The organism is Sphingobium limneticum (assembly GCF_008710155.1).
Taxonomy (GTDB): Bacteria; Pseudomonadota; Alphaproteobacteria; order Sphingomonadales; family Sphingomonadaceae; genus Sphingobium; species Sphingobium limneticum.
Map to the genome: position 1 here is coordinate 62332 of NZ_VYPZ01000014.1, position 26267 is coordinate 88598.

Annotated in this window: 27 protein-coding genes; 12 read left to right on the top strand and 15 right to left on the bottom strand. The window is 63.3% G+C overall.

Features of this window, described 5'->3' with window-relative positions; translation table 11 throughout:
* Positions 1-24: 24 nt before the first annotated feature.
* The 3 genes from F4U94_RS16060 (at position 25) to F4U94_RS16070 (ending at position 4409) form a co-directional block, all read left to right on the top strand.
* On the top strand, positions 25-2400 hold the full coding sequence (locus tag F4U94_RS16060) for a TonB-dependent receptor (RefSeq protein ID WP_120249564.1): 2376 nt from the start codon (positions 25-27) through the stop codon (positions 2398-2400).
* A complete protein-coding gene (locus F4U94_RS16065) occupies positions 2400-3629 on the top strand; it encodes a dipeptidase (protein ID WP_120249565.1) in 1230 nt (409 codons plus the stop codon). Before F4U94_RS16060 ends, F4U94_RS16065 begins: the two co-directional genes overlap by 1 nt.
* 144 nt (positions 3630-3773) lie before the next feature.
* Positions 3774-4409, top strand: a complete 636-nt coding sequence (locus F4U94_RS16070; protein ID WP_120249566.1) for a class I SAM-dependent methyltransferase — start codon at positions 3774-3776, stop codon at positions 4407-4409.
* A 57-nt stretch (positions 4410-4466) separates the two neighbouring features.
* On the opposite strand, the gene F4U94_RS16075 is transcribed toward F4U94_RS16070, so the two are convergent.
* Positions 4467-5042 carry an RcnB family protein gene (locus F4U94_RS16075; RefSeq protein WP_120249567.1) on the bottom strand — a complete coding sequence of 192 codons (576 nt, stop codon included), beginning with the start codon at positions 5040-5042 and terminating at the stop codon, positions 4467-4469.
* A gap of 129 nt (positions 5043-5171) precedes the next feature.
* Between F4U94_RS16075 and F4U94_RS16080 the strand changes: the two genes are divergently transcribed.
* Both F4U94_RS16080 and F4U94_RS16085 read left to right on the top strand, forming a co-directional pair.
* Positions 5172-6104 (top strand): ABC transporter ATP-binding protein, encoded by a 933-nt coding sequence (locus F4U94_RS16080; RefSeq protein ID WP_120249568.1) that lies wholly within the window; start codon positions 5172-5174, stop codon positions 6102-6104.
* Entirely contained in the window at positions 6101-6871 is a 771-nt protein-coding gene (locus F4U94_RS16085; RefSeq protein ID WP_120249569.1) for an ABC transporter permease, read from the top strand. The genes F4U94_RS16080 and F4U94_RS16085 overlap by 4 nt, the downstream gene beginning before the upstream one ends.
* A 110-nt stretch (positions 6872-6981) precedes the next feature.
* On the opposite strand, the gene F4U94_RS16090 is transcribed toward F4U94_RS16085, so the two are convergent.
* From F4U94_RS16090 to F4U94_RS16110, 5 genes are all read right to left on the bottom strand, one after another.
* Positions 6982-7302, bottom strand: a complete 321-nt coding sequence (locus tag F4U94_RS16090; protein ID WP_120249570.1) for a hypothetical protein — start codon at positions 7300-7302, stop codon at positions 6982-6984.
* Positions 7303-7392: 90 nt separating this feature from the next.
* Complete coding sequence (locus tag F4U94_RS16095; protein ID WP_120251962.1) at positions 7393-8703, bottom strand: MATE family efflux transporter; 1311 nt, start codon at positions 8701-8703, stop codon at positions 7393-7395.
* Between the two features lie 113 nt (positions 8704-8816).
* Positions 8817-9746, bottom strand: coding sequence for a DUF808 domain-containing protein (locus tag F4U94_RS16100; protein WP_120249571.1), 930 nt, complete (start codon positions 9744-9746; stop codon positions 8817-8819).
* Positions 9747-9833: 87 nt separating this feature from the next.
* Entirely contained in the window at positions 9834-10058 is a 225-nt protein-coding gene (locus tag F4U94_RS16105) for a hypothetical protein (RefSeq protein WP_120249572.1), read from the bottom strand.
* Positions 10055-10387, bottom strand: a complete 333-nt coding sequence (locus F4U94_RS16110; protein WP_120249573.1) for a hypothetical protein — start codon at positions 10385-10387, stop codon at positions 10055-10057. Before F4U94_RS16110 ends, F4U94_RS16105 begins: the two co-directional genes overlap by 4 nt.
* Positions 10388-10505: 118 nt before the next feature.
* On the opposite strand from F4U94_RS16110, the gene F4U94_RS16115 reads away from it, so the two are divergent.
* The 3 genes from F4U94_RS16115 (at position 10506) to F4U94_RS16125 (ending at position 13987) form a co-directional block, all read left to right on the top strand.
* A complete protein-coding gene (locus F4U94_RS16115) occupies positions 10506-10799 on the top strand; it encodes a plasmid stabilization protein (protein ID WP_120249574.1) in 294 nt (97 codons plus the stop codon).
* A 196-nt stretch (positions 10800-10995) separates the two neighbouring features.
* Entirely contained in the window at positions 10996-13137 is a 2142-nt protein-coding gene (locus F4U94_RS16120; protein WP_120249575.1) for a TonB-dependent siderophore receptor, read from the top strand.
* 235 nt (positions 13138-13372) lie between these two features.
* Entirely contained in the window at positions 13373-13987 is a 615-nt protein-coding gene (locus F4U94_RS16125; protein ID WP_232015843.1) for an outer membrane protein, read from the top strand.
* 460 nt (positions 13988-14447) lie between these two features.
* On the opposite strand, the gene rplI is transcribed toward F4U94_RS16125, so the two are convergent.
* The 3 genes from rplI to rpsF are packed head-to-tail and all read right to left on the bottom strand — an operon-like array spanning position 14448 to position 15738.
* Complete coding sequence (gene rplI / locus F4U94_RS16130; protein ID WP_120249576.1) at positions 14448-15053, bottom strand: 50S ribosomal protein L9; 606 nt, start codon at positions 15051-15053, stop codon at positions 14448-14450.
* A gap of 12 nt (positions 15054-15065) precedes the next feature.
* A complete protein-coding gene (gene rpsR, locus F4U94_RS16135) occupies positions 15066-15290 on the bottom strand; it encodes a 30S ribosomal protein S18 (protein ID WP_004212076.1) in 225 nt (74 codons plus the stop codon).
* 13 nt (positions 15291-15303) lie between these two features.
* Positions 15304-15738, bottom strand: a complete 435-nt coding sequence (gene rpsF / locus F4U94_RS16140) for a 30S ribosomal protein S6 (protein WP_120251964.1) — start codon at positions 15736-15738, stop codon at positions 15304-15306.
* Between the two features lie 313 nt (positions 15739-16051).
* On the opposite strand from rpsF, the gene F4U94_RS16145 reads away from it, so the two are divergent.
* Entirely contained in the window at positions 16052-17452 is a 1401-nt protein-coding gene (locus F4U94_RS16145) for a GntP family permease (RefSeq protein WP_120249577.1), read from the top strand.
* Positions 17453-17507: 55 nt separating this feature from the next.
* On the opposite strand, the gene F4U94_RS16150 is transcribed toward F4U94_RS16145, so the two are convergent.
* The 6 genes from F4U94_RS16150 to F4U94_RS16170 all read right to left on the bottom strand — a co-directional run bounded on the left by F4U94_RS16150 (position 17508) and on the right by F4U94_RS16170 (position 23734).
* Positions 17508-17876, bottom strand: coding sequence for an RcnB family protein (locus F4U94_RS16150; protein ID WP_120249578.1), 369 nt, complete (start codon positions 17874-17876; stop codon positions 17508-17510).
* Positions 17877-18112: 236 nt separating this feature from the next.
* A complete protein-coding gene (locus tag F4U94_RS24400; RefSeq protein WP_170271949.1) occupies positions 18113-18280 on the bottom strand; it encodes a hypothetical protein in 168 nt (55 codons plus the stop codon).
* A 351-nt stretch (positions 18281-18631) separates the two neighbouring features.
* Positions 18632-19837, bottom strand: coding sequence for an ABC transporter permease (locus F4U94_RS16155; RefSeq protein WP_120249579.1), 1206 nt, complete (start codon positions 19835-19837; stop codon positions 18632-18634).
* Positions 19838-20035: 198 nt separating this feature from the next.
* On the bottom strand, positions 20036-20737 hold the full coding sequence (locus tag F4U94_RS16160) for an ABC transporter ATP-binding protein (protein ID WP_120251965.1): 702 nt from the start codon (positions 20735-20737) through the stop codon (positions 20036-20038).
* Positions 20738-20757: 20 nt separating this feature from the next.
* A complete protein-coding gene (locus tag F4U94_RS16165; RefSeq protein WP_150412013.1) occupies positions 20758-22293 on the bottom strand; it encodes an efflux RND transporter periplasmic adaptor subunit in 1536 nt (511 codons plus the stop codon).
* On the bottom strand, positions 22283-23734 hold the full coding sequence (locus F4U94_RS16170) for an efflux transporter outer membrane subunit (protein ID WP_120249581.1): 1452 nt from the start codon (positions 23732-23734) through the stop codon (positions 22283-22285). Before F4U94_RS16170 ends, F4U94_RS16165 begins: the two co-directional genes overlap by 11 nt.
* 180 nt (positions 23735-23914) lie before the next feature.
* Between F4U94_RS16170 and fabD the strand changes: the two genes are divergently transcribed.
* Genes fabD through fabG form a run of 3 tightly spaced genes read left to right on the top strand, consistent with a single transcriptional unit; the run spans position 23915 to position 26063 of the window.
* Entirely contained in the window at positions 23915-24850 is a 936-nt protein-coding gene (fabD, locus tag F4U94_RS16175) for an ACP S-malonyltransferase (RefSeq protein WP_120249582.1), read from the top strand.
* A 39-nt stretch (positions 24851-24889) separates the two neighbouring features.
* Positions 24890-25321, top strand: coding sequence for a GxxExxY protein (locus F4U94_RS16180; protein WP_120249583.1), 432 nt, complete (start codon positions 24890-24892; stop codon positions 25319-25321).
* Between the two features lies 1 nt (position 25322).
* Positions 25323-26063, top strand: a complete 741-nt coding sequence (gene fabG, locus F4U94_RS16185; RefSeq protein WP_120249584.1) for a 3-oxoacyl-[acyl-carrier-protein] reductase — start codon at positions 25323-25325, stop codon at positions 26061-26063.
* Positions 26064-26267 lie beyond the last annotated feature (204 nt).

Genomic DNA, 26267 nt, shown 5'->3' on the forward strand with positions numbered 1-26267 from the left:
CGTCTTGAAAACAGGGAGTCTTGCATGTCCGTTGCCTCGTCCATTCGTCTATCCTCTCGCGCCGCGCTGCTGCTGGCCTCCGCCGTCGGAGCGTTGAGCGCGGCCCATGCGCAGGAAGGCGAAGAGAGCAGCATCACCGTCACCGGTCGCCGCATCTCGCAATCTGCCGAAGCGATCGGCGAGGACAAGGTCACAAACGTCGTCGCGGTGACGCGTGAAGCGCTGCTGTCCGCGCCGTCGGGTATTTCGGGCCTCAAGATGCTGGAGCAGCTGCCCGGCTTTAACGTGCAGACCGACGGTGCGCTTGGCCTCTATGAATTTGGCAACAGCGTTCAGACCCGTGCCTTCAATCTGGACCAGATCGGCTTTGTGGTCGATGGCATCCCCACCGGCCGCAGCGACGCCTTTGGCGGCAGCCCGGTCTTCCGTTATGTCGACAATGAAAATCTGGGCGTGGTGGAAGCGGCCGTGGGCGCGGGCGATGTCGGCCTGCCCAGCTACTCCACGCTCGGCCCGGTAGTGCAATATAACAGCATCGACCCGCAGAAGGAGGCCGGCCTGTTCGTGTCGCAAAGCTTCGGCGATTTCGACATGAAGCGCACCTTCATCCGCGCCAGCACCGGGCAGGTCGGGCCGTTCCGCGCCTATGTCAGCCGGACCAAGCTGAACACCGACCTGTGGCGCGGCGACGGCACGGTCGATCGCGAACATTGGGAAGCCATGGTCCACGCCGATCTGGGCGGCGACAGCTGGGCGCGATTCAAGTTCGTGTCGAACAAGTTCAACGATTTCGATTCCCCGTCGCTGACCCGCGCCCAATATCTGACCGGGACGGACGTTGGCGGAAAGAGCGGCCGGGATCGCGGCTATATCTCGGTCGTCCCCAATACAACGCCGGGCTTCGCGCCGGTCGCCGGTGGCCCCGCCTATAGCAACGCCAACTATGCCTATACCAACACGCTCGCGATCAACGTGCGCGACGACAAGCTGTATGGCGGCACGGTCCATGCCGGGATCGCCGATGGCGTCTGGGCCGAAGCGACCGCTTATTATGAGGATAAGGGCGGCTATGGCGTGTCGCCCGACACTTATGCCAACAGCCTGCTGCAATATCAGCGGCAGACGGCGGCGGGCATCGCGCTCTTCTCGCCCAAGGGCACCCAATATGGCCTGTCGACCGTGGGTGGCGAGCGTTATGGCCTGACCACCAAGCTGCACTGGGAAATCGGCGCCCATGCGCTGGAAGCCGGCTTGTGGGGTGAAGTCGACATCTACAACCGCACCCAGGCGCGCTACAACACGACCGACGGCTCGCCCGCCAGCGCGCCCAACCTCAACGAACTGGTCTATGTTCGCCGTAACTATCAGTCGGAACGCAACACCACGCAGGCGTTCGTCAAGGATCGCATCTCGCTGGCCGATGACAGCCTGATCTTCGATCTGGGGATCAAGGCGCTGAACATCGACTATCGTTACAGCGGCTATCGCGACTTCAACGATTATTATCGCAATGCCGGGACGACGGCCGCGCCGCGCTGGGTGCCGGGCTGGGGGCCAAAGCAGCTGCGCGCCAATTATAGCGATGCGTTCCTGCCGATGGCGGGCGTCCTCTACAAGCTGGACAATCAGAGCCAGATTTTCGCGTCCTATGCGGAAAATATGGCCCTGCCCAAGGGGCTGGACGACGTCTTTTCCGTATCGCTGAACAGCAGCGCGGCGGGTGTTCCGGCGCCGGCGCCCGAACGGTCGCAGAATTTCGAGGCGGGTGTCCGCACCAATCAGGGCGAATTCTACGCTTCCTATGCGGTCTATTACACCAAGTTCAAGAACCGCATCCAGTCGATCGGGTCGATCCTGCCCGGCACCACCAACGTCATCGAAACCTTCTTCCAGAATGTCGGCCGGGTGAGCGCCTATGGCGCGGAATTCAGCGGCACGTACAAGCCGCGCTACCTGAATGGCCTCGCTTATTTCAACCTCAACGCGACCTATAACAAGGCCAAGTTCAAGGACGATATCACCACCGCGACGCTGACCTATCGCACGGACGGCAAATATATCCCCGACAGCGCCAAGTGGATCGTCAATGGCGGCGTGACCATCGAACCGGCAAGCTGGCTGGTGGGCAACTTCTCCGGCAAATATACCTCGCGCCGCTGGTCGACCTTCGACAATTCGGCCGGGTCCAGCGTGAAGGGCTTCACCGTGTTCAGTGCCTATGTCGACATTGGCGACGGCATCAGCCTGGGCCCGGTCAAGGGTGTGAAGGCGCGGTTCAACGTCGACAATATCTTCGACAAGGATACGCTGTCCTTCATCACCCCGGCGGTGACGGGCGACGGCAATTTCCGTCCGCTGTCGCCGCGCACCTTCCAGTTCACCATTTCGGGTGAAATCTGATGCGGACCGCTTTGATGATGGGGGCGGCGCTTATGGCGCTGCTCCCGCTGACCGCGCAGGCGGAGGCGCCCGTCGTCACGAAGCAGGTGTATCAGCTGCACCAGAAGCTGCTGACGCTGGACAGCCATCTCGACACGCCGACCTCGCTCGACCTGCCTGGCTGGTCGATCGAGGATGGGCATGAGGTGCATGGCGACTATACCCAGGTCGACCTGCCCCGCATGAAGAAGGGCGGCCTGGATGGCGGCTTCTGGGCGATCTATACGGGGCAGGGGCCGGTGACGATCGAGGGCTTCCGCAAGGCGCGCGACTTTGCGATCCTGCGCGGCCTGTCGATCCGCAACATGGTGGCGGCGGACCCGGCCAATTTCGCTCTGGCGCTGGAGGCGAAGGACGCCGCGCCGATCGCGGCTGCGGGCAAGCGGGTCGTCTATCTGTCGATCGAAAACGCCTATCCGCTGGGTGAGGACGTCACCCTGCTCAAGACCTTCTACGATATCGGCGTGCGCGTGTCGGGCTTCGCCCATTTTGCGCATAATCAGTTTGCCGACAGCAGCACCGATCCGTCGGGCAAGCCGCGCTTCGGTGGTCTCAGCCCGCTCGGCAAGGAATTGCTGAAGGAAATGAATCGCCTGGGCATCGTGCCCGACGCGTCGCACAGTTCGGATCAGGTGCTGGACGATCTGCTGGCGCTGTCCACCACGCCGATCATCCTGACTCATTCGGGTTGCAAGGCGATTTACGGCCATCCACGCAACATCGACGACGATCATCTCAAAGCCCTGGCGGCCAAGGGTGGCGTCATCCAGATGAACGCCTATGGCACCTATCTGCGCGCGTCCAAGCCCAATCCGCAGCGGCAGGAGGCGTTGAAGGCGCTGTTCGGCCAATTGCGCGAGGACGCGAAACTGTCGCCGGAAAAGCGCGCCGAACTGCTGGCCAAGCGGCAGGAGATCGACCGGCTCTATCCCGATACCGACCGGCCGACCTTCGACGATTTCATGGCACATATGCTCCATGCGCTCAAAGTCGTGGGGCCTGACCATGTCGGCGTCGGCGCCGATTGGGACGGTGGCGGCGGCGTGGTCGGCATGGAAGATGTCGTCGACCTGCCCAAGATCACCGCTGCTTTGCTCAAGGCCGGCTATAGCGAGGCCGATATCCAGAAGATCTGGTCCGGCAATGTGCTGCGAGTTTTGGCGGCGAACGAGGCCGGCAAGGGCAAGTGAGGCCCTGGGCTGCAAGGGCCTGTTGTCGACATTCGGGCCACGGTTGAAGGCGGGCGGCGCAATCGATACGCGAAAGTCAATCGACGCCGCCCTTTGACCTCGCTAAGGGAGTCGGGATGGATAGAATGCGGTCGCATCACGCTTATGCAGCATAAGCCCAAGCGCAGCCGGGCGATTGCCCTGCCCGGTGGCGAATTTCGCGCCCGCGCCACCGAATATCTCGATTTCCTCGCCGCCTGGGTGAAGAAGCCGCGTCAGACGGCGTCTGTGGTGCCGTCCAGCCGCTATCTGGCCAAGCTGATGGTGGCGCAGATCGATCCGCAGGGTGGTCGCGTGCTGGAGCTGGGCGGCGGCACCGGCGTCTTTACTCGCGCCATTTTGGAAACCGGGCTGTCGGCGGACAAGCTGGAGGTGGTGGAAATCAACCCCGCCTTCGCGCGCGGCCTGCGCCGGCATTTCCCGCATGTGTCGATCCTGGAAACGCCCGCGCAGATCGTGTCGACCGCGACCGCCGGGCAGCCGGGCGATTATCAGACCGTGGTCAGTGGCCTGCCGCTGCTGGCGATGGATCGCTACATGCACTTCGATATATTGTCCGAATCCTTCCGCATGTTACGGCCGGGCGGCAGCTTCGTGCAGTTCACCTATTCCATGCGGCCGCCGGTCAATCGCGACGTGATGGAGGCGCTGGGGCTGGATGTCGTGCGCGCGGGCCAGACCGTGCGCAATTTTCCGCCCGCTACGGTCTTCCGCTTCTCCCGGCGCGGCGAGCAGGACTGAGTCGATCGAGTTTGTGGAAAAGGGGGCCGCATCGGGCGATGCGGCCCCCTTTTTGCGTCAGTAGAAAGCGCCGTAGATCACGTCCACGACCTTGCGCGTGCGGGTGCGGACCAGCAGCAGGTCGGGGCCGTAGCGCACCCAGCGATAGCCGGGCGGCGGGGCGCCCACGCCCAAAGTGCGATAGTCTTCATAATAATAGCGCGACGACAGGAAGATGGACGGCAGCAACAGGCCGATCGTCCAGCGGCGATAGCGATAGCCATGGGGATATTGGAAGCCGGGCCGGTGGATCGGTCTGAAATGCGGCGGTCGGCCGGCACCGGGGCGATGTGGCGGCTGGGGCTTGGGTGGCTGGGGCCGGCCCGGACGGGGCGGCTGGATGGCGGGGCCACCTGTGCCGGGTCGCGGAGGCTGGACCGCAGGCCCGCCGGGGCGGACCGGCTGAACGGCTGGACCACCCGGCCTGGGCGGTTGGGGTCGGGGCGGCTGTGGTCTGGGCGGTTGCGGTCGTGGCTGTTGGGATTGGGGCGGATTGGGCCGCGATGGCGGGCGATCATGCTGCTGTTGCTGGGCCAGCGCTATGTCCGGCGTGACGATGAGCGCGATCGAAAGAAACAGGACTGCCTTTTTCACGGGGCCTTCTCCGCTTATGGGAGGCGGAAGCTATGCCCATCCTGTTGCCCGAGCAATGTTTTTCGCGCCGGTTGTATCAGGCCGCCGCAGCCCTATCTTTGGCGCGACTAAGCAGGGGCAGAGCCATCCATGGCATCCATCATTGAAATCAAAGGCCTGACGAAACGCTATGCGTCGGGTTTCGAGGCGCTCAAGGGCGTCGACCTGTCGATCGAGGAAGGGGAGATTTTCGCATTGCTGGGGCCGAACGGCGCCGGCAAGACGACGATGATCTCCATCATCTGCGGCATCGCCCGCGCGAGCGGGGGCAGCGTGACCGTGGCCGGCCATGACATCGTCCGCGACTATCGCGGCGCGCGCACGGCGATCGGCCTGGTGCCGCAGGAGTTGCATACGGACCAGTTCGAGCAGGTAATCGACACGGTGCGCCTGAGCCGCGGGCTTTTCGGTCTGCCGCGCAACGACGCCTATGTGGAAAAGATCCTGCGCGACCTGTCGCTGTGGGACAAGCGCAACAATCGGATCATCGAATTGTCGGGCGGCATGAAGCGGCGGGTGATGATCGCCAAGGCGCTGAGCCACGAACCGCGCGTGCTGTTTCTGGACGAGCCGACCGCTGGCGTCGATGTCGAACTGCGCCGCGATATGTGGAAGCTGATCGGCGAATTGCGCCAGACCGGCGTGACCATCATCCTGACCACCCATTATATCGAGGAGGCCGAGGAAATGGCCGACCGGGTGGGTGTGATCAACCGGGGCGAATTGATGCTGGTCGAGGAAAAGACCGCGCTCATGAAGAAGCTGGGCAAGAAGACGCTGAGCGTCGTGCTGGCCGACCCGATGGAGAGCGTGCCCGCCGAACTGGCGGAATGGAACGTCACGCTGAACGCCGATGGCCATGAAATCGAATATATTTTCGATACGCAGGCAGAGCGGACCGGCGTGTCGTCATTGCTGCGCAAACTGGGCGATCTGGGCATCGGCTACAAGGATCTCAACACCAAGCAGAGCAGCCTGGAGGATATTTTCGTCAGCCTCGTCCATCAGGAGAAGGCCGCATGAGCCTCCAGAATTTCCACGCCATCGCGTCCATCTACAAGTTCGAGCTGCACCGTTTTCGCCGCACCTGGCTGACCGGCCTGCTGGTGCCGGTCATCACCACGACGCTCTATTTCGTCGTGTTCGGCGGCGCGATCGGATCGCGCATGACGGAGGTGGACGGCATCGCCTATGGCGCTTTCATCGTGCCCGGCCTCATCATGATGTCGATGCTGACCGAAAGCATCTTCAACGCCAGTTTCGGCATCTATATGCCCAAATATAGCGGCACCATCTATGAACTGCTGTCGGCGCCCATTTCCGCCACGGAAACGGTGATCGCCTATGTCGGCGCGGCGGCGACCAAGTCGCTGATCGTGGGGACGATCATCTTCCTGACCGCGCATCTGTTCGTCGATATCCATGTCGCGCACCCCTTCGCCATGGCGGGGTTCATGCTGTTGATCGCGATCAGCTTCTGCCTGTTCGGTTTCATCCTGGGCATCTGGGCGCAGGGGTTCGAACAGTTGCAGGTGATCCCGCTGCTGGTGGTGACGCCGCTGACGTTCCTGGGCGGCGCCTTCTATTCGGTGCATATGCTGGCGGACCCGTGGCGCACGATGACGCTGTTCAACCCGATCGTCTATCTGATCTCGGGCTTTCGCTGGACCTTCTTCGGTCGGGGCGACGTGGCGATCGAATATAGCCTGTTGTTCGTCGCGGCGATGCTGATCCTGTGCATCGCCATCATCGGCTGGATGTTCCGGACCGGCTATCGGCTGAAGAAATGAAAAGGGCGGCCATTGGCCGCCCGCATTGTTTGACAGGTCAGGTGTCTTTTGTTTTCCGCATTTTGCGAGCCGTCATCTATTCCAGATGACTTCAAAATGCTCTAGCCTTTTCAGGCCGCCTGGCTTTCCGGCGTGACGGCGAACAGGGTCTTGCCCTTATATTTGTCGTCGGTTTCGTTGTAGAGGCCGTACATCGCCTCGAACGCTTGATCCAGCACCTGGATGTCCGACAGACCGACCAGCTTGAACGTGCCCAGCTTCAATTCGCGTGGGGGGACGCCATTGCGGTCCGTGGTCACGGCGTCGATGAACATCTCATCGTGGCGCGTGTAGAGGATGTGGGGCGCCAGCGTGACGACCATTTTATTATAGGTCACCTTCAGGCACTTCTGGAGCGCGATCGCTTCAAAAATCTCGGTCGGGGCTTGCATGATTTCGCTTCCCTGACCGATTTGCGTGATTCTTTCAATTGCTTTGTGCGCTGCACCATGTCTCTTCCGTGCAATCGCCGCGACGAAGCGTTAGGCGGGTAGCAGCCCCAGCCGTTCGCGCAGGGTCCAGCGCGTGATCAGCAACAGCGCGACCGCGCCAAGCCCGCTGGCAAGGCCGAACCAGATGCCCAGCCCCTCCATGCCGAACGGAAAGGCGAGCAGGGTGCCGACGCCGATGCCCACGATCCAGTAGCCGACCAGCGCGAAGATCATCGGCACCGTCGTGTCCTGCACCCCGCGCAGCACGCCCGCGCCCACCGCCTGCGCCGCATCGACCAGTTGGAACAGGGCGGCAACGGCTAGAAAGCTGACGGCCAGCGCCGCGGTACGGGCATTGGCGGGATTGGACAGGTCGAGGAAAGCGGATACCAAGGTGCGCGGCATCAGGATCAGCAGCGCGGCGGCGCAGCAGGCAAAGCCGGTGCCGATCATCAGCGCCAGCCAGCCGGCCCTGCCGATGCCGGCATGATCGCGCCGCCCGTAAGCGATGCCGACGCGGATGGTCGCGGCCTGGCCGATGCCCATCGGCACCATGAAGACCAGGGCGGCGATCTGGATCGCGACCGCGTGGGCGGCGAGCGAATCCCGGTCGATCAGCCCCATCAGGAAGGCCGAGGCATTGAAAACCGTGGTTTCGAATCCCAGCGTAATGGCGATCGGCAGGCCGAGTGCCCACACCTGCCGCTGCCGTTCGCGATCACGGGTCCAGAAACGGCCCATCAATCGGTAACGGCGGAACCGGCGATCGACCAATATGACGCTGAGCAGGCCGAAGAAGAGGAAGCAAGAGGACAGAGTGCTGGCCAGCCCGGCGCCGAACAGGCCGAATGCTGGAAAGCCCAGATGGCCGAAGATTAGCGCCCAGCCCATCACTATGTTGAACGGAATGGCGCCCAGCATGATGATGAGGCCCCAGACCGGCCGTTCCAGCGCGGCGATGAAATTGCGCAACGTGGTAAAGCCCAGGAAGGGCAGCAGCGCCCATTGCAGGCCGTGCATCAGATGGCCGGCCTCCCGCGCCAGATCGGCATCCTGTCCCATGGCGAGCAGGATCGCCTCACATTCCCACAGCAGCAGCCAGGCCGGCAGCACGAAGAAGAGGGCGGCGCGCAGCGTTTGCTGAACGGTGCGGCGCACATCGCGCACGCTGTGGCGGCGGCGGCCGCGCTCGCTGGCGATCAGGGGGGAGGCGGCGGTGACCAGCCCCATGCCGAACAGCAGCAGCGCATGGAACAGGTTGATGGCCAGCGCGCCGGCCGCAACCGCCTCCGCCCCGATGCGGCCGAGCAGCAGCAGATCGGTCGCGGCGATCGCCGACCAGGCGATATTGCCCGCGATCATCGGCAGCGCCAGCGTGATCAGCGCGCCGGCCTCGATACGCCAGGGGGAAGCATGAGTCACTTTGGGCAATCCGGAAAGGGAACGGAGGGTGAGTTGTCCGTCCCCTAAAGCCCTCAGTGCTTTTTGAACAGGTGCAGCACGCCCACGATGATGCCGCCGATCACCAGTCCGACGATCGCGCCGCCGATGGCATTGACCAGCCAGTCGAGAAAACCGCCGATCGCCGGCACCGCATGGGCGGCGCCTTCTGCCACATGGTGGATCGCGCCGGGGATCAGGTCGAGGTGGAATTCATGCAGGCCATGCACGATCAGCCCGCCGCCGACCCACAGCATCGCGGCGGTGCCGACCACGGCCAGGATCGACATCAGCACCGGCATCGCCTTCACCAGCGCGCGGCCAAATGCCTGCGTACCTGCGCCATCCTTCTTGGCGAGGTGCAGGCCGATATCGTCCATCTTCACGATCAGGCCCACGACACCATAGACGCCCGCCGTGATCAGGATGGCGACGACCACCAGGATCAGCGCCTGTTCCCACACCGGCTCGGCCGCGACCGTACCCAGCGAAATCGCCATGATCTCACCCGACAGGATGAAGTCGGTGCGGATCGCGCTGGAAACCTTCTGATTTTCCAGTTCGGTCGAGCTGTGCGTCTGTGCCGCCTCTTCCGCGACATCATGACCACCCTGCACCGCCTCCAGCAGCTTTTCCACCGCCTCGAAACAGAGGAAGGCGCCGCCCAGCATCAACAGCGGCGGCAGCAGCCAGGGCGCAAAGGCGCTCATCAGCAGTGCGGCGGGCAAAAGGAAGAGCAGCTTGTTGCGCAGCGATCCCTTGGCGATCTTCCAGATGATCGGCAGTTCGCGGTCGGGGGTCAGGCCCATCACATATTTGGGGGTGACGGCGGCGTCGTCGATCACCACGCCCGCAGCCTTCGTGCCGGCCCGGCCGGCAGCCGCAGCGACATCGTCCAGCGAGGTCGCGGTCAGCTTGGCAATGCCCGCCACATCGTCGAGCAGCGCGATCAGACCCGAAGGCATATCAATATTTCCCCTGTTGCAGGCGCAGGGCGCGCCCGCTGCGCTTCATAGAGGGCGCGCATGCGGGGGGCAAGGAACGGCTGAACTTCAATAATTTCCGGGCGAATCGCTGGCCGGGAAGCTTTCGTCGGACTGTTCGTCGACCATGTCCCAGTCGGCAGGGGCTATCCCCTGTTGCGGTCCCGCCTCGCGAATGAAACCGGAGTCGCCGGGCGTGTCCTCCGGCTCGCCCGTGCCCATCCAGTCGCGCCAGCCCTTATAGGCAAAGGCGCCAAGCCCCGTGACGATGGCGAGTTTCAGAAGCCCTTTCATGCCTTTTGCTCCTGCCCATGGTGGAGGTTGACCCAATCGGCCCGGTCATGGCTCACCGCATCGCGCGTCAGGCGAATTTCACCTTCCTCGTCCGATCCGCCGGCATCGTCCCCCTGCGGCCCGGCTTGGGGCAGGGACCAGCGTTCGCGCAGCGCCGCGTCGATCATCAGGCTCCATATTTCGGTATCGCCCGACGCGCGCATCGCCGCGTCCGGTTCCTTGATCAGGGCCAGGATGCTGGCGGCATCCTCCACCCGTGCGGGCCATGCGTCCGGTTGCGCGGCCGCCAGATGGCGCGCCAAACGTTCGATGAGGGAGCGGTTTTCCATATGGGATCGAACGCGTGTCGGCGGTTGCCGTTCCCGCCGTTCGTAACGTTGGCGAAGCGAATTGAACGGCGGCCGCGACAGCGAGTTGGACAGGTGTGAAGCCATGAGGAGACAGGATATGCCGCAGGGCGACAAGAGCAGCTACACCGACAAGCAGAAGCGCAAGGCGCAGCATATCGAACAGAGCTACAAGGATCGCGGTGTCGATCATGGGGCGGCGCAGGCGCGGGCGTGGGCGACGGTGAACAAGGATTCGGGCGGCGGCAACCAGTCCGGGTCCGGTCGGGGCAAGCCCGACAGCCATGCTGCATCACGCAAGGGTGGCGTGGCACCGGCCCGGCGTTCGACGGCGGATCGATCGGCGGCGGCGAAGAAGGGCTGGGAAACGCGGCGAAAGCGCGCTGCCCATTAACCCATACGCTTGTTTCATGTGGCGCAAATGCGACTGTATCGCAAAATAGTGCAGGTGGCGGCCAAATATGTGCAAAGCTAATATTGCGAAACATTATTAATATCTCTATCGGCCACCCCGTCACGCGCTTTGCCGCAGTGCGGGGTCCGGTCCCCGACTGACGGCAGCGCCGAAAATCTACATCGGGGGCTGCATCATGATCCGGAAATTTTCTCTTTTGTTGAGCGCGTCGGTCGCCGCATTCGCTGCGATGCCGGCCGCCGCCCAGGCACCCGCCGCCGCCGCGGCACCGGCTGAGGATGAGATCGTCGTCACCGGCACCTATACGCTGCCCAACAAGATCGACACGGCGACCGGCCTTGGCCTGACCGTGCAGGAAACGCCGCAGTCGGTCAGCATCATGACCGCGCAGCGCATCCTCGACCAGAATCTGATCAGCATCAAGGATGTCATCACCAACAGCGTCGGCGTGTCCGCCAACGAAGTCGACGACGTCCGCAACAATTTCTACGCGCGCGGCTTTGAAATCCGCAACACGCAGGTCGATGGCGTACCGGCGGCCTGGACGCTGTCGGGCGGCAATGGCGAAACCAGCATCGACGTGTCGATCTATGAGCGGATCGAGGTCGTGCGCGGCGCGACCGGCCTGCTGTCGGGCGCGGGCGATCCGTCGGCTTCGGTCAATCTGGTGCGCAAACATGCCGACGCCACCGACCTGACCGGCTATGTCAATGCCAGCATCGGCAGCTGGAACACATGGCGCGTATCGGCCGACGTCGGCGGCGCGCTGACCGCCGATGGCCGCATCCGCGCGCGCGTGGTCGGCCGCTATGAAGAAGGCGAAAGCTATATCGACCTTCAGAAGAAGAAAAAATGGGTGCTGTACGGCGTCGTCGATGCCGATGTGACCGACACGACGCTGATCCGCGCGGGCATCAGCCATCAGGACAGCAAGCCCAAGGGCGCCACCTGGGGCGCTTTGCCGACCTTCTACACCGACGGCACCACCACCGATCTGCCCCGTTCGCAGAGCACGGCGGCGGACTGGACCCATTGGAACACGACCAACCAGAATATCTTTGCGACGATCCGTCAGGAGATCGGCGACAAGTGGAACCTGACCGTCAACTATAACCGGTTGCGGACCACCAATTCGAGCGAGCTTCTCTATCTGTACGGCAATGTCGACAAGGCGACCGGCACGATCGAGTTCAGCAATCCCTACAAGGCCGAAGGCATCAGCATCCAGAACAGCTTCGACGCGCAGTTGAAGGGCGAAGTCAGCCTGTTCGGCCGCGATCATGAAGTCGTGGTGGGCGCGCTGCACAGCGTGCTGAAGCGCCACACCGACAATTATGTGGCGCCTTTCCCTTGGGCGACCAATGTGCCGGTCATCGGTGAAGGCGGGGCAGACTTCCCCGAACCCACATGGAGCACGGTCGCGACCCGCAACGAGCAGGAGCGGATCGAACAGACCGGCTATTATGGCGCGTTCCGCCTGAACGTGGCCGATCCGTTCAAGATCATCCTGGGTGGTCGCCTGTCCAGCTGGAACCAGAAGGGTTTCGCCTGGACCGGTCCGAGCGACTATGGCGACGACAATGTGTTCATCCCCTATGTCGGCGCGCTGTATGACGTGACGTCCAACCATCGCGTCTACGCCAGCTTCACCAAGATATTCCAGCCGCAGAATCTGTACGATCGCAATCTGAACCTGCTCGATCCGCTGGACGGCAATGCCTATGAAATCGGCCTGAAGAGCAATTTCTTCGATAACGCGCTGCAAACCTCGGTCGCCCTGTTCCGCATCGAGCAGGATAATGTCGGCCAGATCGGTGAGATCATCACCACGCCTAGCGGCCCGCAGCAGACCTATGTCGCGGCGCAGGGCGTGACCAGCAAGGGCTTCGAAATCGAAGCCACCGGCCAGCCGCTGCCGGGCTGGAACCTCAATGCCAGCTACAGCCAGTTCAAGGCGGAAGATGGCGACGGGGTGGCCGCGAACACCGTTCAGCCGCGCAAGCTGCTGAAGATCTTCACCACCTATGATCTGCCGGGCGTTCTGACCGGCCTGACCGTCGGCGGCGGCATCAATTTCCGCAGCAAGGCCTATTCGGAAGGGCTGAACCCGGTCACCGCCGCCCCGTTCCGCTTCCAGCAGGACGGTTACACGCTGGTCAATCTGATGGCCCGTTATGCGGTGACCGAGCAGTTGCAGATCCAGGGCAATATCGAAAATCTGTTCGACAAGAAATATTATAGCCAGATGGGCTTCTTCAGCCAGTATCGCTATGGCGCGCCGCGCAACTTCACGATCAGTGCCAATTATAAATTCTGATCGCACAAAGATCACACGATAATCGAAAGGGCGTCCTTCCATCGGGGAGGGCGCCCTTTCTTGCTGGGCCGGTTCATGGGCAAGCATTATCGAGAAAGCAGGTGGCAACATTGGCCGTGATAAAGTGGCGGATATCAGCCTTTGTCATCTCTATTTAGCGCTTCCTTTACCTTGGGCGGGCCAAAGGAGGGGCGCGCCCTGCCAAGCGGGCGTTCGTCACTCAAGGGGGACTTTTGTGATCCGCATTCTTCTTCCCGCAGCGATTGCTGCGGTCGCCATCGCCACGCCTGCCGCTGCGCAGGAAACCAGCAATTTCGGCGGCGTGAAGCTGGGCGTGCTGGCTGGCTACGACAATGTCCGCCTGGAATATGAAGGGATGGGCGCCGATGATGACGGCGTGCTCTATGGCGTAACCGCCGGTTATGACATGGATCTGGGCAGCGCGGTGATCGGGCTGGAACTGGAAGCCAGCGACAGCACGACGCAGCAGCGCTACACCGACCTTCTCTTCGTGGGCGACAGCGCGAAGCTGGCGGCCGGTCGCGACCTCTATATCGGCGCGCGCATCGGCTTCCCGGTCGCGCCCAATGTGCTTCTCTATGCCAAGGGCGGCTATACCAACGCCCGCACGAAGCTGACCTATAATGACGGCGCGGGCCTGACGCTCAGCGACAGCGATACGATGGAAGGCTGGCGTCTGGGCGGGGGCGTGGAGCTGACCAACGTGCACCACTTCGCGCGCGTCGAATATCGCTACAGCGATTATGGCGACTTCAAGCTGGCCGGGATCGACACCGGCCTGTCCGCCTCCCGCCAGGAGGTTGCGGTGACCGGCGGCGTTCGTTTCTGACGAGCGCTATCAGCGGGTAAGCCAAGGGGCCGGGGGCGTAATCCTCCGGCCCTTTTGCGTTGGAGAGGGGCGGGGTGCCGCCTGTCTCATTCCCCCAACGCCATCCGATGGTGATGCCGGTCGGATCATGTCGCGGCTGCGCGCGTTGGTAGTGCATTGTCATCAAAGAGGAATGCCGATGCCCCACCATATAGAAAAGACACCCAAGACCGCCACCCGCACGCTGGCCACCTATATGATCATCGCGTTCGTGCTGGCGCTGGCCCTGGCGGCTCTATGGGTCGTCATGCACGGCTGATCTGGTCGGAAATGGATGCCTGATGATCAATTTCGCGTGCGTCGACCTGCGATGCCGGCCTTCGCTGGCATGACGGAGGTTTTCTTCAATCGCCACCCATCGCGCCCAACAAAAAAGCCGCCCGTTGCGGGGCGGCTTTCTCGTTTGATCCTATGAAGGCAATCAGGCTTCTTCAGCCGTCTCTCCTTCGTCGTCGCTGCTGACCGAAGCGATTTCGCCCGGTTCGGCATTGGGATCATAATCTTCGGTGAAGCCAGCCTCGTCCTTTTCGAACAGGTCGGCCATCACGTCCACGCCCTGCGACTGAAGCTCGGCTTCTTCCGGCGAACGGGCGACGTTGACGGTGATCGTCACGGCGACTTCGGGGTGCAGTGCGACCTTGACGTCGAACACGCCGAGCGTCTTGATCGGGCGTTCCAGAACGACCATCGCCTTGGTGACGTTGGTCACGCCATCGGCGTGCAGCGCGTCCACGACGTCACGAACCGCGACCGAACCATAAAGGTGGCCGGCGTTCGACGACTGACGGATCAGGACGATCTGCTTGCCATTGACGCCTTCGGCAGCCGCTTCGGCGTCCGTGCGACGGGCAGCGTTGTCGGCTTCGATCTTCGCACGGTTGGCTTCGAAAACGCGCTTGTTGGCGTTGTTGGAGCGCAGCGCCTTCTTGTTGGGCAGCAGGAAGTTACGTGCGTAACCGTCCTTCACGGTGACGACGTCGCCGATCGCGCCCAGCTTCTCGATGCGTTCGAGGAGAATGATTTCCATGGGTCTTTCCCCTTACTTCACGATGTAGGGCAGCAGGCCCAGGTGACGGGCGCGCTTGATGGCCTGGGCCAGTTCGCGCTGCTTCTTGGCCGAAACGGCCGTGATGCGGCTGGGGACGATCTTGCCGCGCTCGGACACGAAGCCCTGGAGCAGACGAACGTCCTTATAATCGATCTTCGGCGCATCCTTGGCGGCGAAGGGGCAGCTCTTGCGGCGGCGGAAAAACGGGCGTGCCATGATTCAGATCTCCTTATTCAGCAGCCGGAGCGGCTTCTTCGCGGTCGCGGCGCGGGCCACGATCTTCGCGATCGCCACGGGGACCACGATCGCCACGGGGGCCACGGTCACCACGCTCGGGGCGGTCCTGCTTGCGCATCATCACCGACGGGCCGGTTTCCAGTTCATCGACCTTGATGGTCATGTAACGGATGATGTCTTCGTTGATCTGCGTCTGGCGCTCCAGTTCCGCAACGACGTCACCGGGGGCGTCGATATTCAGCAGCACATAGTGCGCCTTGCGGTTCTTGGCGATCTTGTATGCGAGCGAACGCAGGCCCCAGGTTTCCACCTTGGTCACCTTGCCGTTGTTTTCCTCGACGATCTTCGTGGCGGTTTCCGCCAGTGCATCTACCTGCGCCTGTGCCAGATCCTGGCGCGCAAGGAAGACGTGCTCGTAAAGAGCCATGTCATGCCTCATCAGTTGGCCGATCGCTGACGCCCACCCCATGTGGAACGCCCCTCCGGCTGTCGTCTCAATGCTTCGCGATGACACCGAGTCACCCCGGAGCCGATGCGAAGGCGCGCCTATGACCGAAATGGGCGGGAAAGGCAAGGGGACCGAAGCAGTCTTTCTCCGTTCGCCCTGAGTAGAGGCTGAGCCTGTCGAAGCCTCGTATCGAAGGGTTGGCTTGGCGCATATCCTTCGATACGCCACTTCGGCAAGCTCAGTGGCTACTCAGGAAGAACGGACTGAGGGCAAGAATGGGATGGGAGAGTGCATGGCCGTCGCGATCGCCGCGTTATCGCTGATATTGCTGATGATCGCCGCCTATCGGGGGATGAGCGTCATCGTCATGGCGCCGCTGCTGGCGATGCTGGCGGTGTTCCTGACCGATCCCGTCGCTGTCCCCGCCGCCTTTTCCGGCCTGTTCATGGATCGGGTGGGCAGTTTCCTGAAGCTCTATTTTCCCGTGTTCCTGCTGGGCGCGCTGTTCGGCAAGCTGGTGGAGATATCGGGCTTTTCCCGCGCCATCGTGACAGCGGTGATCGGCTTTATCGGCGCGGGGCGGGCGATTCCGGCGATCATGGCAGTGACGGCCTTACTCACCTATGGCGGCGTATCGGTGTTCGTCGCGGTCTTTGCCGTCTATCCCTTCGCGGCCGAGATGTTCCGGCGGGCCGACATTCCCAAGCGCTTGGTGCCGGCCACGATCGGCCTCGGCGCGCTGACCTTCACCATGGATGCGCTGCCCGGCACGCCGCAGATCCAGAATATCATCCCGACCAGCTTCTTTGGCACCACCACATGGGCGGCGCCGATATTGGGGCTGATCGGATCTGCGTTCATTGCGGTAAGTGGCCTTGCCTATCTGGCCTGGCGGCGCCGGGCGATGCTGGCGGCGGGGGAGGGCTATGGCGCGCCCGAAACGCTGGTGAACGAGCCGGAGGAGCGGGACGAGGATGATCGCGTCCATCCGTTGATCGCGCTGTTGCCGCTGCTGGTGGTGGGCGTGGGCAATCTGCTGCTGACGCTGGCGATCCCGCGCTGGGTGAACGGGCCGGATGTGACGCTGTCGCTGCCCGGCATGGCGGAACCGGTTGCGGTCAAGGTAGCGCAGCTTTCCGCGCTCTGGGCGGTGGAGGGCGCGCTGCTGCTGGGCATCGGTACCATCCTGCTCTTCGCTTTCCGCACCGTGGCGCAGCGTTTTGCCGAAGGATCGAAGGCGGCGGTCGGCGGCGCCTTGCTGGCCGGCATGAACACGGCGGTGGAATATGGGTTCGGCGCGGTGATTGCGGCGCTGCCCGGCTTCCTGATCGTCAAGGATGCGCTGCGCGCCATTCCCAATCCGCTGGTCAACGAAGCGATCACGGTGACGTCGCTTGCGGGCATTACCGGATCGGCGTCGGGCGGCCTGTCGATCGCGCTCGCCGCGATGGCGGAGCAGTTCGCCGCGGCGGGCGACGCGGCCGGCATCCCGCGCGAAGTGCTGCACCGGATCGCCTCCATGGCGAGCGGGGGGATGGACAGCCTGCCGCATAATGGTGCGGTCATCACGTTGCTGGCGGTGACGGGCCTGACCCATCGGCAGGCTTACAAGGATATATTCGCGCTGACGATCATCAAGACGCTGACCGTCTTCGTGGTGATCGCGCTCTATTATCTGACCGGTCTGGTCTAGACGCGAAAACGCCCCGGAAGCGAAGCTCCGGGGCGTTTTCACCTTATGGCGGTGCTTAACGGATGGCGTTGCCGACGACCGCGCCGATCAGGCCGCTGGTGATGGCGATCAACACCGCGTCATTGCCCGACCGGACCCACTGCTGACCGCGCGGCGGGGCCGACAGGCGATAGTCGCGATAATTGTTCACGACCCGGTAATTGGTGGCGTAGCGACGGTCGAAGCGCTGGCCCCTGGCCCAGCGGCGATGCGTATCCTTGCGCACGACCGTCTGCTTCCTGACGACGGTGCGGCCATTCGCCTTGTGCTGGACGGTGGTGCGGCTGACCTCGTGACGATTGGGGGCGGCCTGCGCCTGGGCGGTGACGATGGGGCTGGCGACCAGCGTGGTGGTGGCCAGGGCCATGAGGATCTTCTTGAACATGTCTTGCTCCTTCTGCCGTGTTACGGGCGCCTTTTCCGTGGCGTCGAAGACAGAGATAGGCGGCGCTTGTCGCGCAGATGTGTCGCGGACGGGCTGATATTGTCGAAAAATGTAACATATTGAAATTTAAGCTGAACAGTTGTTCAGGAAGGGCGGAATCGCGCGGGTTTCGCGCGCCTGAATCAAAAAGCCCCGCAGCATGGGCTGCGAGGCTTGCGCGTTGACGAAGCGGGCGATCAGTTGGGTAGCGGCGTCGCGCTCACCACCATGCGGGCGAGCAGGATGGGCCTGTCCTTGCCCTCGATCACCGGGGCGCCGCCGTTGGCGGGCGCTGCGGCCATGGCGGAGAGGCTGAGGCCAAGGACCAGCGCGCTGCTGGCAAGGCTGAGGGCGATGGTCTTCATGGGGTTTATCCTTCCAGGCCGCCGGGGTGGCGGTATGGAAGGGCATTAGGAGAGGGATGTCGCAGGATTGTGCCGAGCGGCAGGGGCGTTTGTCGGAAAATGTAACGGGGGCGTATTGGGGTGAAGAGCCGACATAATTTATCCCTCTCCCTTGAGGGAGAGGGCTGCGCAGACTTGGCAGCTTGCTGCCTTAGTCGTAGCTGGGTGAGGGGGAAGCGACCTTGCGGAAACAGGTCAGCCTTGCGCCAATCCTCCTCATCCAACTTCGCCTAGGCTCCTTCGTCGCCAAGGCTGCGTATCCTTCTCCCTCCAAGGGAGAAGAGATGAAAGAAACTCGTCGTCAGCGCTCACCTACTCATGCCGCAACGCGTCGATCGGGTTGAGCGCGGCCGCGCGCCGGGCCGGGAAGTAACCGAACACCACGCCGATCGCAGCGGAGAAGAGGAAGGCGATGGCATTGACCTTCACGTCGAAGAGGAAGGGCACCTGCATCAGCGGAGCGATGGCGACCGAAGCAATGAGGGCCAGGAACAGACCGATCAGCCCGCCCAGGCACGACAGGACGATCGCCTCCACCAGAAACTGCATCAGCACTTCGCGCGCGACCGCGCCGATGGCGAGGCGGATGCCGATTTCCCGCGTCCGCTCCGTCACCGATACCAGCATGATGTTCATGATGCCGATGCCGCCGACCAGCAGCGATATCGCCGCCACCGCGCCCACGATCTGGGTCAGGATGGTGGTCGTGCCGGTCAGCGTGTCGCTGATCTGCTTGGTGTCGAAGACGTTGAAATTATCCTCCTGCCCATCCTTGATCTTGCGCCGTTCGCGCATCAGCTCCTCAAGGCTGGCCTGCACCGTGCTGGTGTCATAAGCGTCATCGACCGCGACCATGATCTGCGAAATGTCGCGGTCGCCGGTGAAGCGGCGCTGCACGAACTTGATCGGCATGACGACGACATCGTCCTGATCGCCGAAACCGCCCTGGCCGCGCGTGGCGAGAACACCCACGACCTGACAGGATACGCCCTTGATCCGCATCCGCTGCCCGACCGGCTCGGCCCCCTGGAACAGGTTGGTGCGCACCGTATTGCCGATGATGCAGACGGATTTTCCCGCTTCCTCTTCTTCCGACAGGAACAGGCGACCGTCCGCCACCTTCCACGATTGCACCTCCGAATAGGCCGATGTGGTGCCGTAGACGGTGGTGGACCAGTTATTGCCTTCATAGATGGCGGTGCCGCTCGATTGCACCACTGGCGCCACGGCGCGCACGCCGGTCAGCTGGTTTTCGATGGCGGTGAGGTCGCGTTCCTTGAAGTCGGGCGGACGCGGCCCACCGCCGCCACGGCCGAAGCCCTGTCCGGGGCGCAGTTGCAGCACATTGGCGCCCAGCGAACTGATCTGTTCGCGCACGGCCGCCGTGGCGCCATTGCCCAGCGTCACCATGGTGACGACCGCCGCCACGCCGATGATGATACCCAGCGTGGTCAGGAAACTGCGCAGCTTGTGCCGGTTGATCGCACGAAAGGCGAGGATGACGGTGGTGCCTAGCATCTTATTTCTCCTCCCCCCGGTGAGGGGGGAGGATAGGAAGCCTTGCCGCTTCAGCGGCTAGGCGAACTTGGAGAGGGGTGATCGGCGCCGAAGCCCGGTCAAGGCGCAGCCCCTTCATCCAACTTCGCCTAGGCTCGTTACTCGCCAAGGCTCCATATCCTTCTCCCCCAAGGGGCGAAGGTTTTGCGGACATCACCCTCACGCCGCCACCCCCGCTTCGATGCTTTCGACCAGGCCGTCGCGGAAATGCACGATGGTGCGCGCGAAGGCGGCCATGTCCGGCTCATGCGTCACCATCAGCACGGTGATGCCGCTATTCTTGTTGAGGTCGGTCAGCAATTCCATGATCTCGATCGACCGTTGCGAATCGAGATTGCCGGTCGGTTCGTCCGCCACCAGCACGTCGGGCTGGGTCACGATGGCGCGGGCGATGGCGACGCGTTGCTGCTGGCCGCCGGACAATTCTGCGGGCGTATGATCCCACCAGTCCTTCAGCCCTACCTTGTCGAGCGCGGCCATGCCCATTTCGTAACGCAGCTTCTTGTCCTCGCCGCGATAGAGCAGGGGCAGCTCCACATTTTCCAGCGCGGTCGTGCGCGACAGCAGGTTGAAGCCCTGAAACACGAAGCCGAGATAGCGGCGGCGCAGCAGCGCGCGCTGATCGCGGTCCAGCGTCTCCACATGATGGCCCTTGAACAAATAGGTGCCGCCAGACGGCACGTCGAGGCAGCCCAATATGTTCATCGTGGTCGACTTGCCCGATCCCGACGGTCCCATGACGGCCACGAAATCGCCCTGCTGGATGTCGAGATCGACACCTTTGAGCGCCTGAAACGCGGTCGGCCCTTCGCCATAGACTTTCGTCACGCCGCGCAACGAGATGATGGGCGAGGACATGATGGGATCGGGGGCCATGGCGATCAGGTTCCGCTCTGGCGACCAGTGCCGCGCGTTGCGGCCGGCGCGGCCTGTCCATCGGAGGGCGCGACCGGCGCCGTCTGCGGCGCGGCATCGCCCGAATTGCCGAGCTTGCCGACGCTGGCGGGCGTGCCGTCAGCCGCCGGATTGGCGTTGCGGCGGTCGCTCTTCGTGTCGGGCCCAGCTTCAGCCTTGTCATCCTCGACCGGCACCTGCTGGCCCGCCGCCAACTGCCCGGTGATGACGCGCATGCCGGTCTTCAGGTCGCCGCCGGTGATCGCGGTGCGCGATCCGTCGCTGGCGCCCACGGTCACTTGCAGCGCCTTGGGACTGCCATCCTCACCCACGACATAGACGGTCTGGCTGCTGCCGGCGCCGAATTTGACCTGACGATTGGCGCCGCCGCGCCGCATCCGGCCGGGGCCGGGCAGGACGCTGGCGATGCCGCCGCCCTGCTTACCCGCGCTGGGCTTGAAGCGCAGCGCGCTGTTGGGGACGAGCAGCACGTCGTGCAATTCCTGCGTCACGATGTCCGCCGTCGCGGTCATGCCGGGGCGCAGCGTTTCGTCCTTGTTGTTGACCGACAGCACCGCCGTATAGGCGACGACCGTGCCGGTGGTGCTGGTCGTGGTCGTGCTGGACGAGGAGGAGGAACTGCTGCTCGACGCGTTCGATCCGACATTCACCCGCGTGACCTTCGCCGGGAAGGTGCGGCCGGGGAAGGCGTCCACGGCGAAATTGGCGCTCTGGCCTTCCTTCACCTGACCCACATCGGCTTCGTCCACCGATACCTCGACCTCCATCTGCGTCAGATCTTCGGCCAGCGTGAAGAGGACCGGCGCGTTCAGCGATGCCGCGACCGTCTGGCCCGGCTCGATATCGCGCGACAGGACCACGCCGTTCACCGGCGACACGATCTGGGCGATCGACAGGTTGGTCTGGGCGGAGGACAGGCCTGCCTGCGACACGCGCACCTGCGCTTGCGCGGACCGCAAACTCGCAAGCGCGCCCTGATAATCGGCGCGGGCCGAATCCATTTCGGTCTTGGCCGGCACGCGGCCGCCCGACAATTTGAATACGCTTTCCTGACGATCGAGGGTGGCTTTCGCCAGCGCGACCTGCGCCTGCGCCTGCGCGACGCTGGCCTGTGAAGAGGCCACCTGCGCCTGATTCTGGTTCACCGTGTCGACCAGGCGGCGGGTGTCGAGTTCGGCCAGCCTCTGCCCCTTGGTCACGCGGTCGTTCACATCGACATAGACCGCCGTGATCTTGCCCGACTGTTCGGACCCGACATCGACCTGATTGATCGGCTTCAAATTGCCGGTGGCGGAAACGCTGACGGTCAGGTCGCCCTGCCGCACTTCGCGGGTCGCATAATTGGGCTTGTCCTCGCCCGAAAAACATCTGGCGACGAGCAGGATGAGGATCAGCAGGACGACGCCCGCGCCGCCCCGGATCACCCATTTGCGCCATGGTTTCTGCGGCTTTTCGCCGAGGAAGTCGCTCAGATCCTTGTCCGGGGTCACATCATTGTTCATTTGGGCGATTATCCATGTTCTGCCAGCCGCCACCCAGCGCATTATACAGCTGGGCGATGGCCAGAACCTCGTCGGATTGCGCGGAAGCCAGGCTGTTGCGCGCGTTCAATAAAGTGGTTTCGTTGGTCGACAGCGTCTGAAAGTCGATCAGGCCGACCTGATACTGGCTGCGCGCCAGGATGGCGGCATTGTTCGACGCGTCGTAAGCGGTGGCGAATTCGACTTTGCGCCGCCGCGCGCTGTCGAGCGAGGCCATCGCATTTTCGACATCCTCCAGCGCGGTGAGGACGCTTTGCTTATAGGCGGCGAAGGCGGCGTCGGTCGCCGCCTTTTGCGACCGCACCTGCGAGCGTAGCCGGCCGCCGTCGAAGATGGTCTGCGCCACATTGCCGAAGACGCCGCCAGTGATCAGGCTGAACAGGTCTTTGAAGGCGTTGGATGTGGTGCCGATATTGCCGCTGATGCCGAGCGAGGGGTAAAGCTGCGCCTGCGCGACGCCGATCCGCGCGGTCGCCGCCGCCAATGCCCGTTCGGCGCTGCGTATGTCGGGCCGCTGGCGCAGCGTGTCGGCGGGGATGCCGGTGGCGATCTGCGTCGTCGCGACGGGAATGGGGGCGGGGGTTTCCAGCGTGCGGGTCGCTTCACCCGGCGCCTGGCCCGTCAGCACGGCGATGCGGTTGAGGCTGCCGCGCAGGCTGGCTTCCAGCTGCGGCACGCTGGCGTTTGTCTGGGCCAGTTGCGCCTTGGCCTGCTGCTCGTCCAGTGACGACACAAGGCCGGCCTGCAAGCGCCAGCCGGCAATGTCATAATTATCCTTCTGCACCGCCTGCGTCTCACGCGCGATCGTCAGCTGCTGTTGTGCCAGCCGCGCCTGCACATAGTTGGTGACCAGTTCGGATATGATGGTCATCCGCACATTGGCGAGGTCGTAGCCCGACGCGGCGAGATCCGCCCGTGCGGCCTCCGACGTGCGGGACAGTTCGCCGAACAGGTCGACCTGCCAGCTGGCATTGGCCCGCGCCGAATAGCTGCTGGACCAGTTGGACGATCCGCCGCCGATCGGGTTGCCGCTGCTGTCGAGGCGACCGCCGGCATCCTGGCTGCTATAGTTGCGCCCGCCCGTGGCGGACCCACTCACTTGCGGCAGGAAGCTGGCATTGGCCTGGCGCAGGCTCTCGCGCGCCTGCCGCAACCGGGCCTGCGCCTGCACGATATCCAGATTGTTGGCGATCGCATTGTCGATCAGGCTGCTGAGCGCCGGGTCGTTGAGCCGCGTCCACCATGTCGCCAGATCGGTGTCGCTCAGTGCGGCACTATCTCCCTGACTATAGGCGGCCGGCACGCCCAGCGCACTCGTCTGCGGCGCGTGATAATTCGGCCCCGCTGCGCAGGCGGACAGCATGAGCGCCGTCCCGCTGATCCATGCAAAGCGATATCGCACCTTTTCCTAGCACTCCGTCATCGTTAAAGGGGCCGCCACGCGCCATCCTGCGAGGGAATGGCAGACGTCCATGCTCTGACTGCCGCAGGGCTATGTACGTCTCAATGACATTTATGTCTCAAAGTGTAACGATTTTATATTTCAGCGCTTTTCGGCAGGCGCGCTGCGTTGGAGATAATCATGCGGGCATTTCTTTTTCCGGGGCAGGGCAGCCAGTCGGTGGGCATGGGCAAGGCTTTGGCGGACGCCAGCCCGGCGGCGAAGGCGTTGTTTCAGGAGGTCGATGACGCCCTGTCGCAGCATTTGTTCCGCATCATGGTGGAAGGGCCGGATAGCGACCTGACCCTGACCGAGAATGCCCAGCCCGCGATCATGGCCAATGCCATCGCCACGCTGCGGGTGATGCAGAAGGAAGGCGGCTTTTCGATCAGCGACAAGGGCGACTATGTCGCGGGTCATTCGCTGGGCGAATATAGCGCTCTCTGCGCGGTCGAGGCGTTCGACATCGCCACCACCGCGCGCCTGCTCAAGCTGCGTGGCCAGGCGATGCAGGCCGCCGTGCCGGTGGGCGAAGGCGCGATGGCTGCGCTGCTGGGCGCCGACATCGAAAAGGCACAGGCATTGGCTGATGCGGCTGCGCAAGGCGAAGTCTGCACCGTCGCCAACGACAATGACCCCTCGCAGGTCGTGATTTCCGGCCATCGCAGCGCGATCGAGCGCGCGGTGGCGCTGGTGAAGGACCATGGCATCAAGCGCGGCGTGCTGCTGCCGGTGTCGGCGCCCTTCCACTGCCCGCTGATGCAGCCAGCCGCCGAGGCGATGCAGGAGGCGCTGGCCAAGGCCGCGATCAACGCGCCGCTGCTGCCGGTCTATGCCAATGTCCTGGCGGCGCCGATCGCCGATCCGGAAGAGATCAAGGCGCGTCTGGTGGAACAGGTGACGGGCCGCGTCCGCTGGCGCGAATCCGTCGCCGCCATGTGGGATGCGGGCGTGACCGAATTCGTCGAAATCGGCGGCAAGGTGCTGGGCCCCATGGTCAAGCGCATCGCGCCGGACGCGACCGTGCGCAGCATCGTGACGATGGACGATATCGAGGCCGCACTGGCGACGTTTTGATTTTTTGTTTGCGCGGAGGCGCGAAGACGCGGAGGGCTATTGGTCGAAATCGATCGCATCAGCGGTGACGTTCTGAACCTGGCCCTGCGCGTCCATCGCGAACTGGGGCCGGGACTGCTGGAAAGCGTCTACGAAATGATCCTGGCGGCCAAATTGGCCGCCATGGGTTATGATGTCGAACGACAACGACCAGTCGATATAGAATATGACGGTCTGCGTTTCGATGCTGCGTTCCGCATCGACCTGCTCGTAGAAGGCACGCTCGTGATCGAAATCAAATCGACGGAGCGGCTCAATCCGGCCCATGCCAAACAATTGCTGACTTATCTTCGTCTGACCAAACAGCCCGTAGGGCTTCTCATCAACTTCGGCGGCGCCACGCTCAAAGAAGGAGTGAAGCGCATAGTCAACGACTATGTCCCCTCCGCGTCTTCGCGCCTCCGCGTGAACCAAAAAGAACAAGGAGACTGATATGTTCGACCTTACAGGCATGACCGCGCTGGTGACTGGCGCTTCCGGTGGCATCGGGTCTTCGATCGCCAGGGCGCTGGCGGCGCGCGGTGCGACGCTCGCGCTGTCGGGTAGCAATGAGGACAAGCTCAAGGCCTTCGCTGCCGAACTGGGCGGCGATCACAAGACTCTGGTGTGCAACCTCAGCGATCCGGCCTCGGTCGATGCACTGGTACCGCAGGCGGTGGAAGCGCTGGGCGGCAAGGTCGATATCCTCGTCAACAATGCCGGCATCACCCGCGACAACCTGATCCTGCGCATGAAGGATGAGGAGTGGCGCGATGTCATTTCGGTCAATCTGGAAGCCGCTTTCCGCCTGGTCCGCGCCGCTGCCAAGCCGATGATGAAGGCGCGCTTCGGCCGCATCATCTCCATCACCTCGGTCGTGGGCGTCACCGGCAACCCCGGTCAGGCGAACTATTGCGCGTCGAAGGCGGGCATCATCGGCATGTCCAAGTCGCTGGGTCAGGAACTGGCCAGCCGCGGCATCACCGTCAACTGCGTGGCGCCCGGCTTCATCCGTTCGGCCATGACCGATGCGCTGAACGATACGCAGAAAGGCGCGATCCTGACGAAGATCCCGGCCGGCGATCTGGGCAGCGGCGACGATATCGGCGCCGCGGTCGTCTATCTGGCGAGCAAGGAAGCGGGTTACGTCACCGGCCAGACGCTGCATGTGAATGGCGGCATGGCGATGATCTGATCGCGTCACGCGACAGCATGGAAAAGGGGCCGGGCGCTGCGCGTTCCGGCCCCTTTTAATATCCCGCCCGTTTCAGCACCTGGGCACCTCCAAAAACCCCTGGCCAATCGACGTGTGATTTGATTCATTGGGACCGACAGGAGGCGGCGATGCGTCAGGCTGGATTGTTCGGGTTATCGGATCATCTGAAGCGGCTTTCGGCGC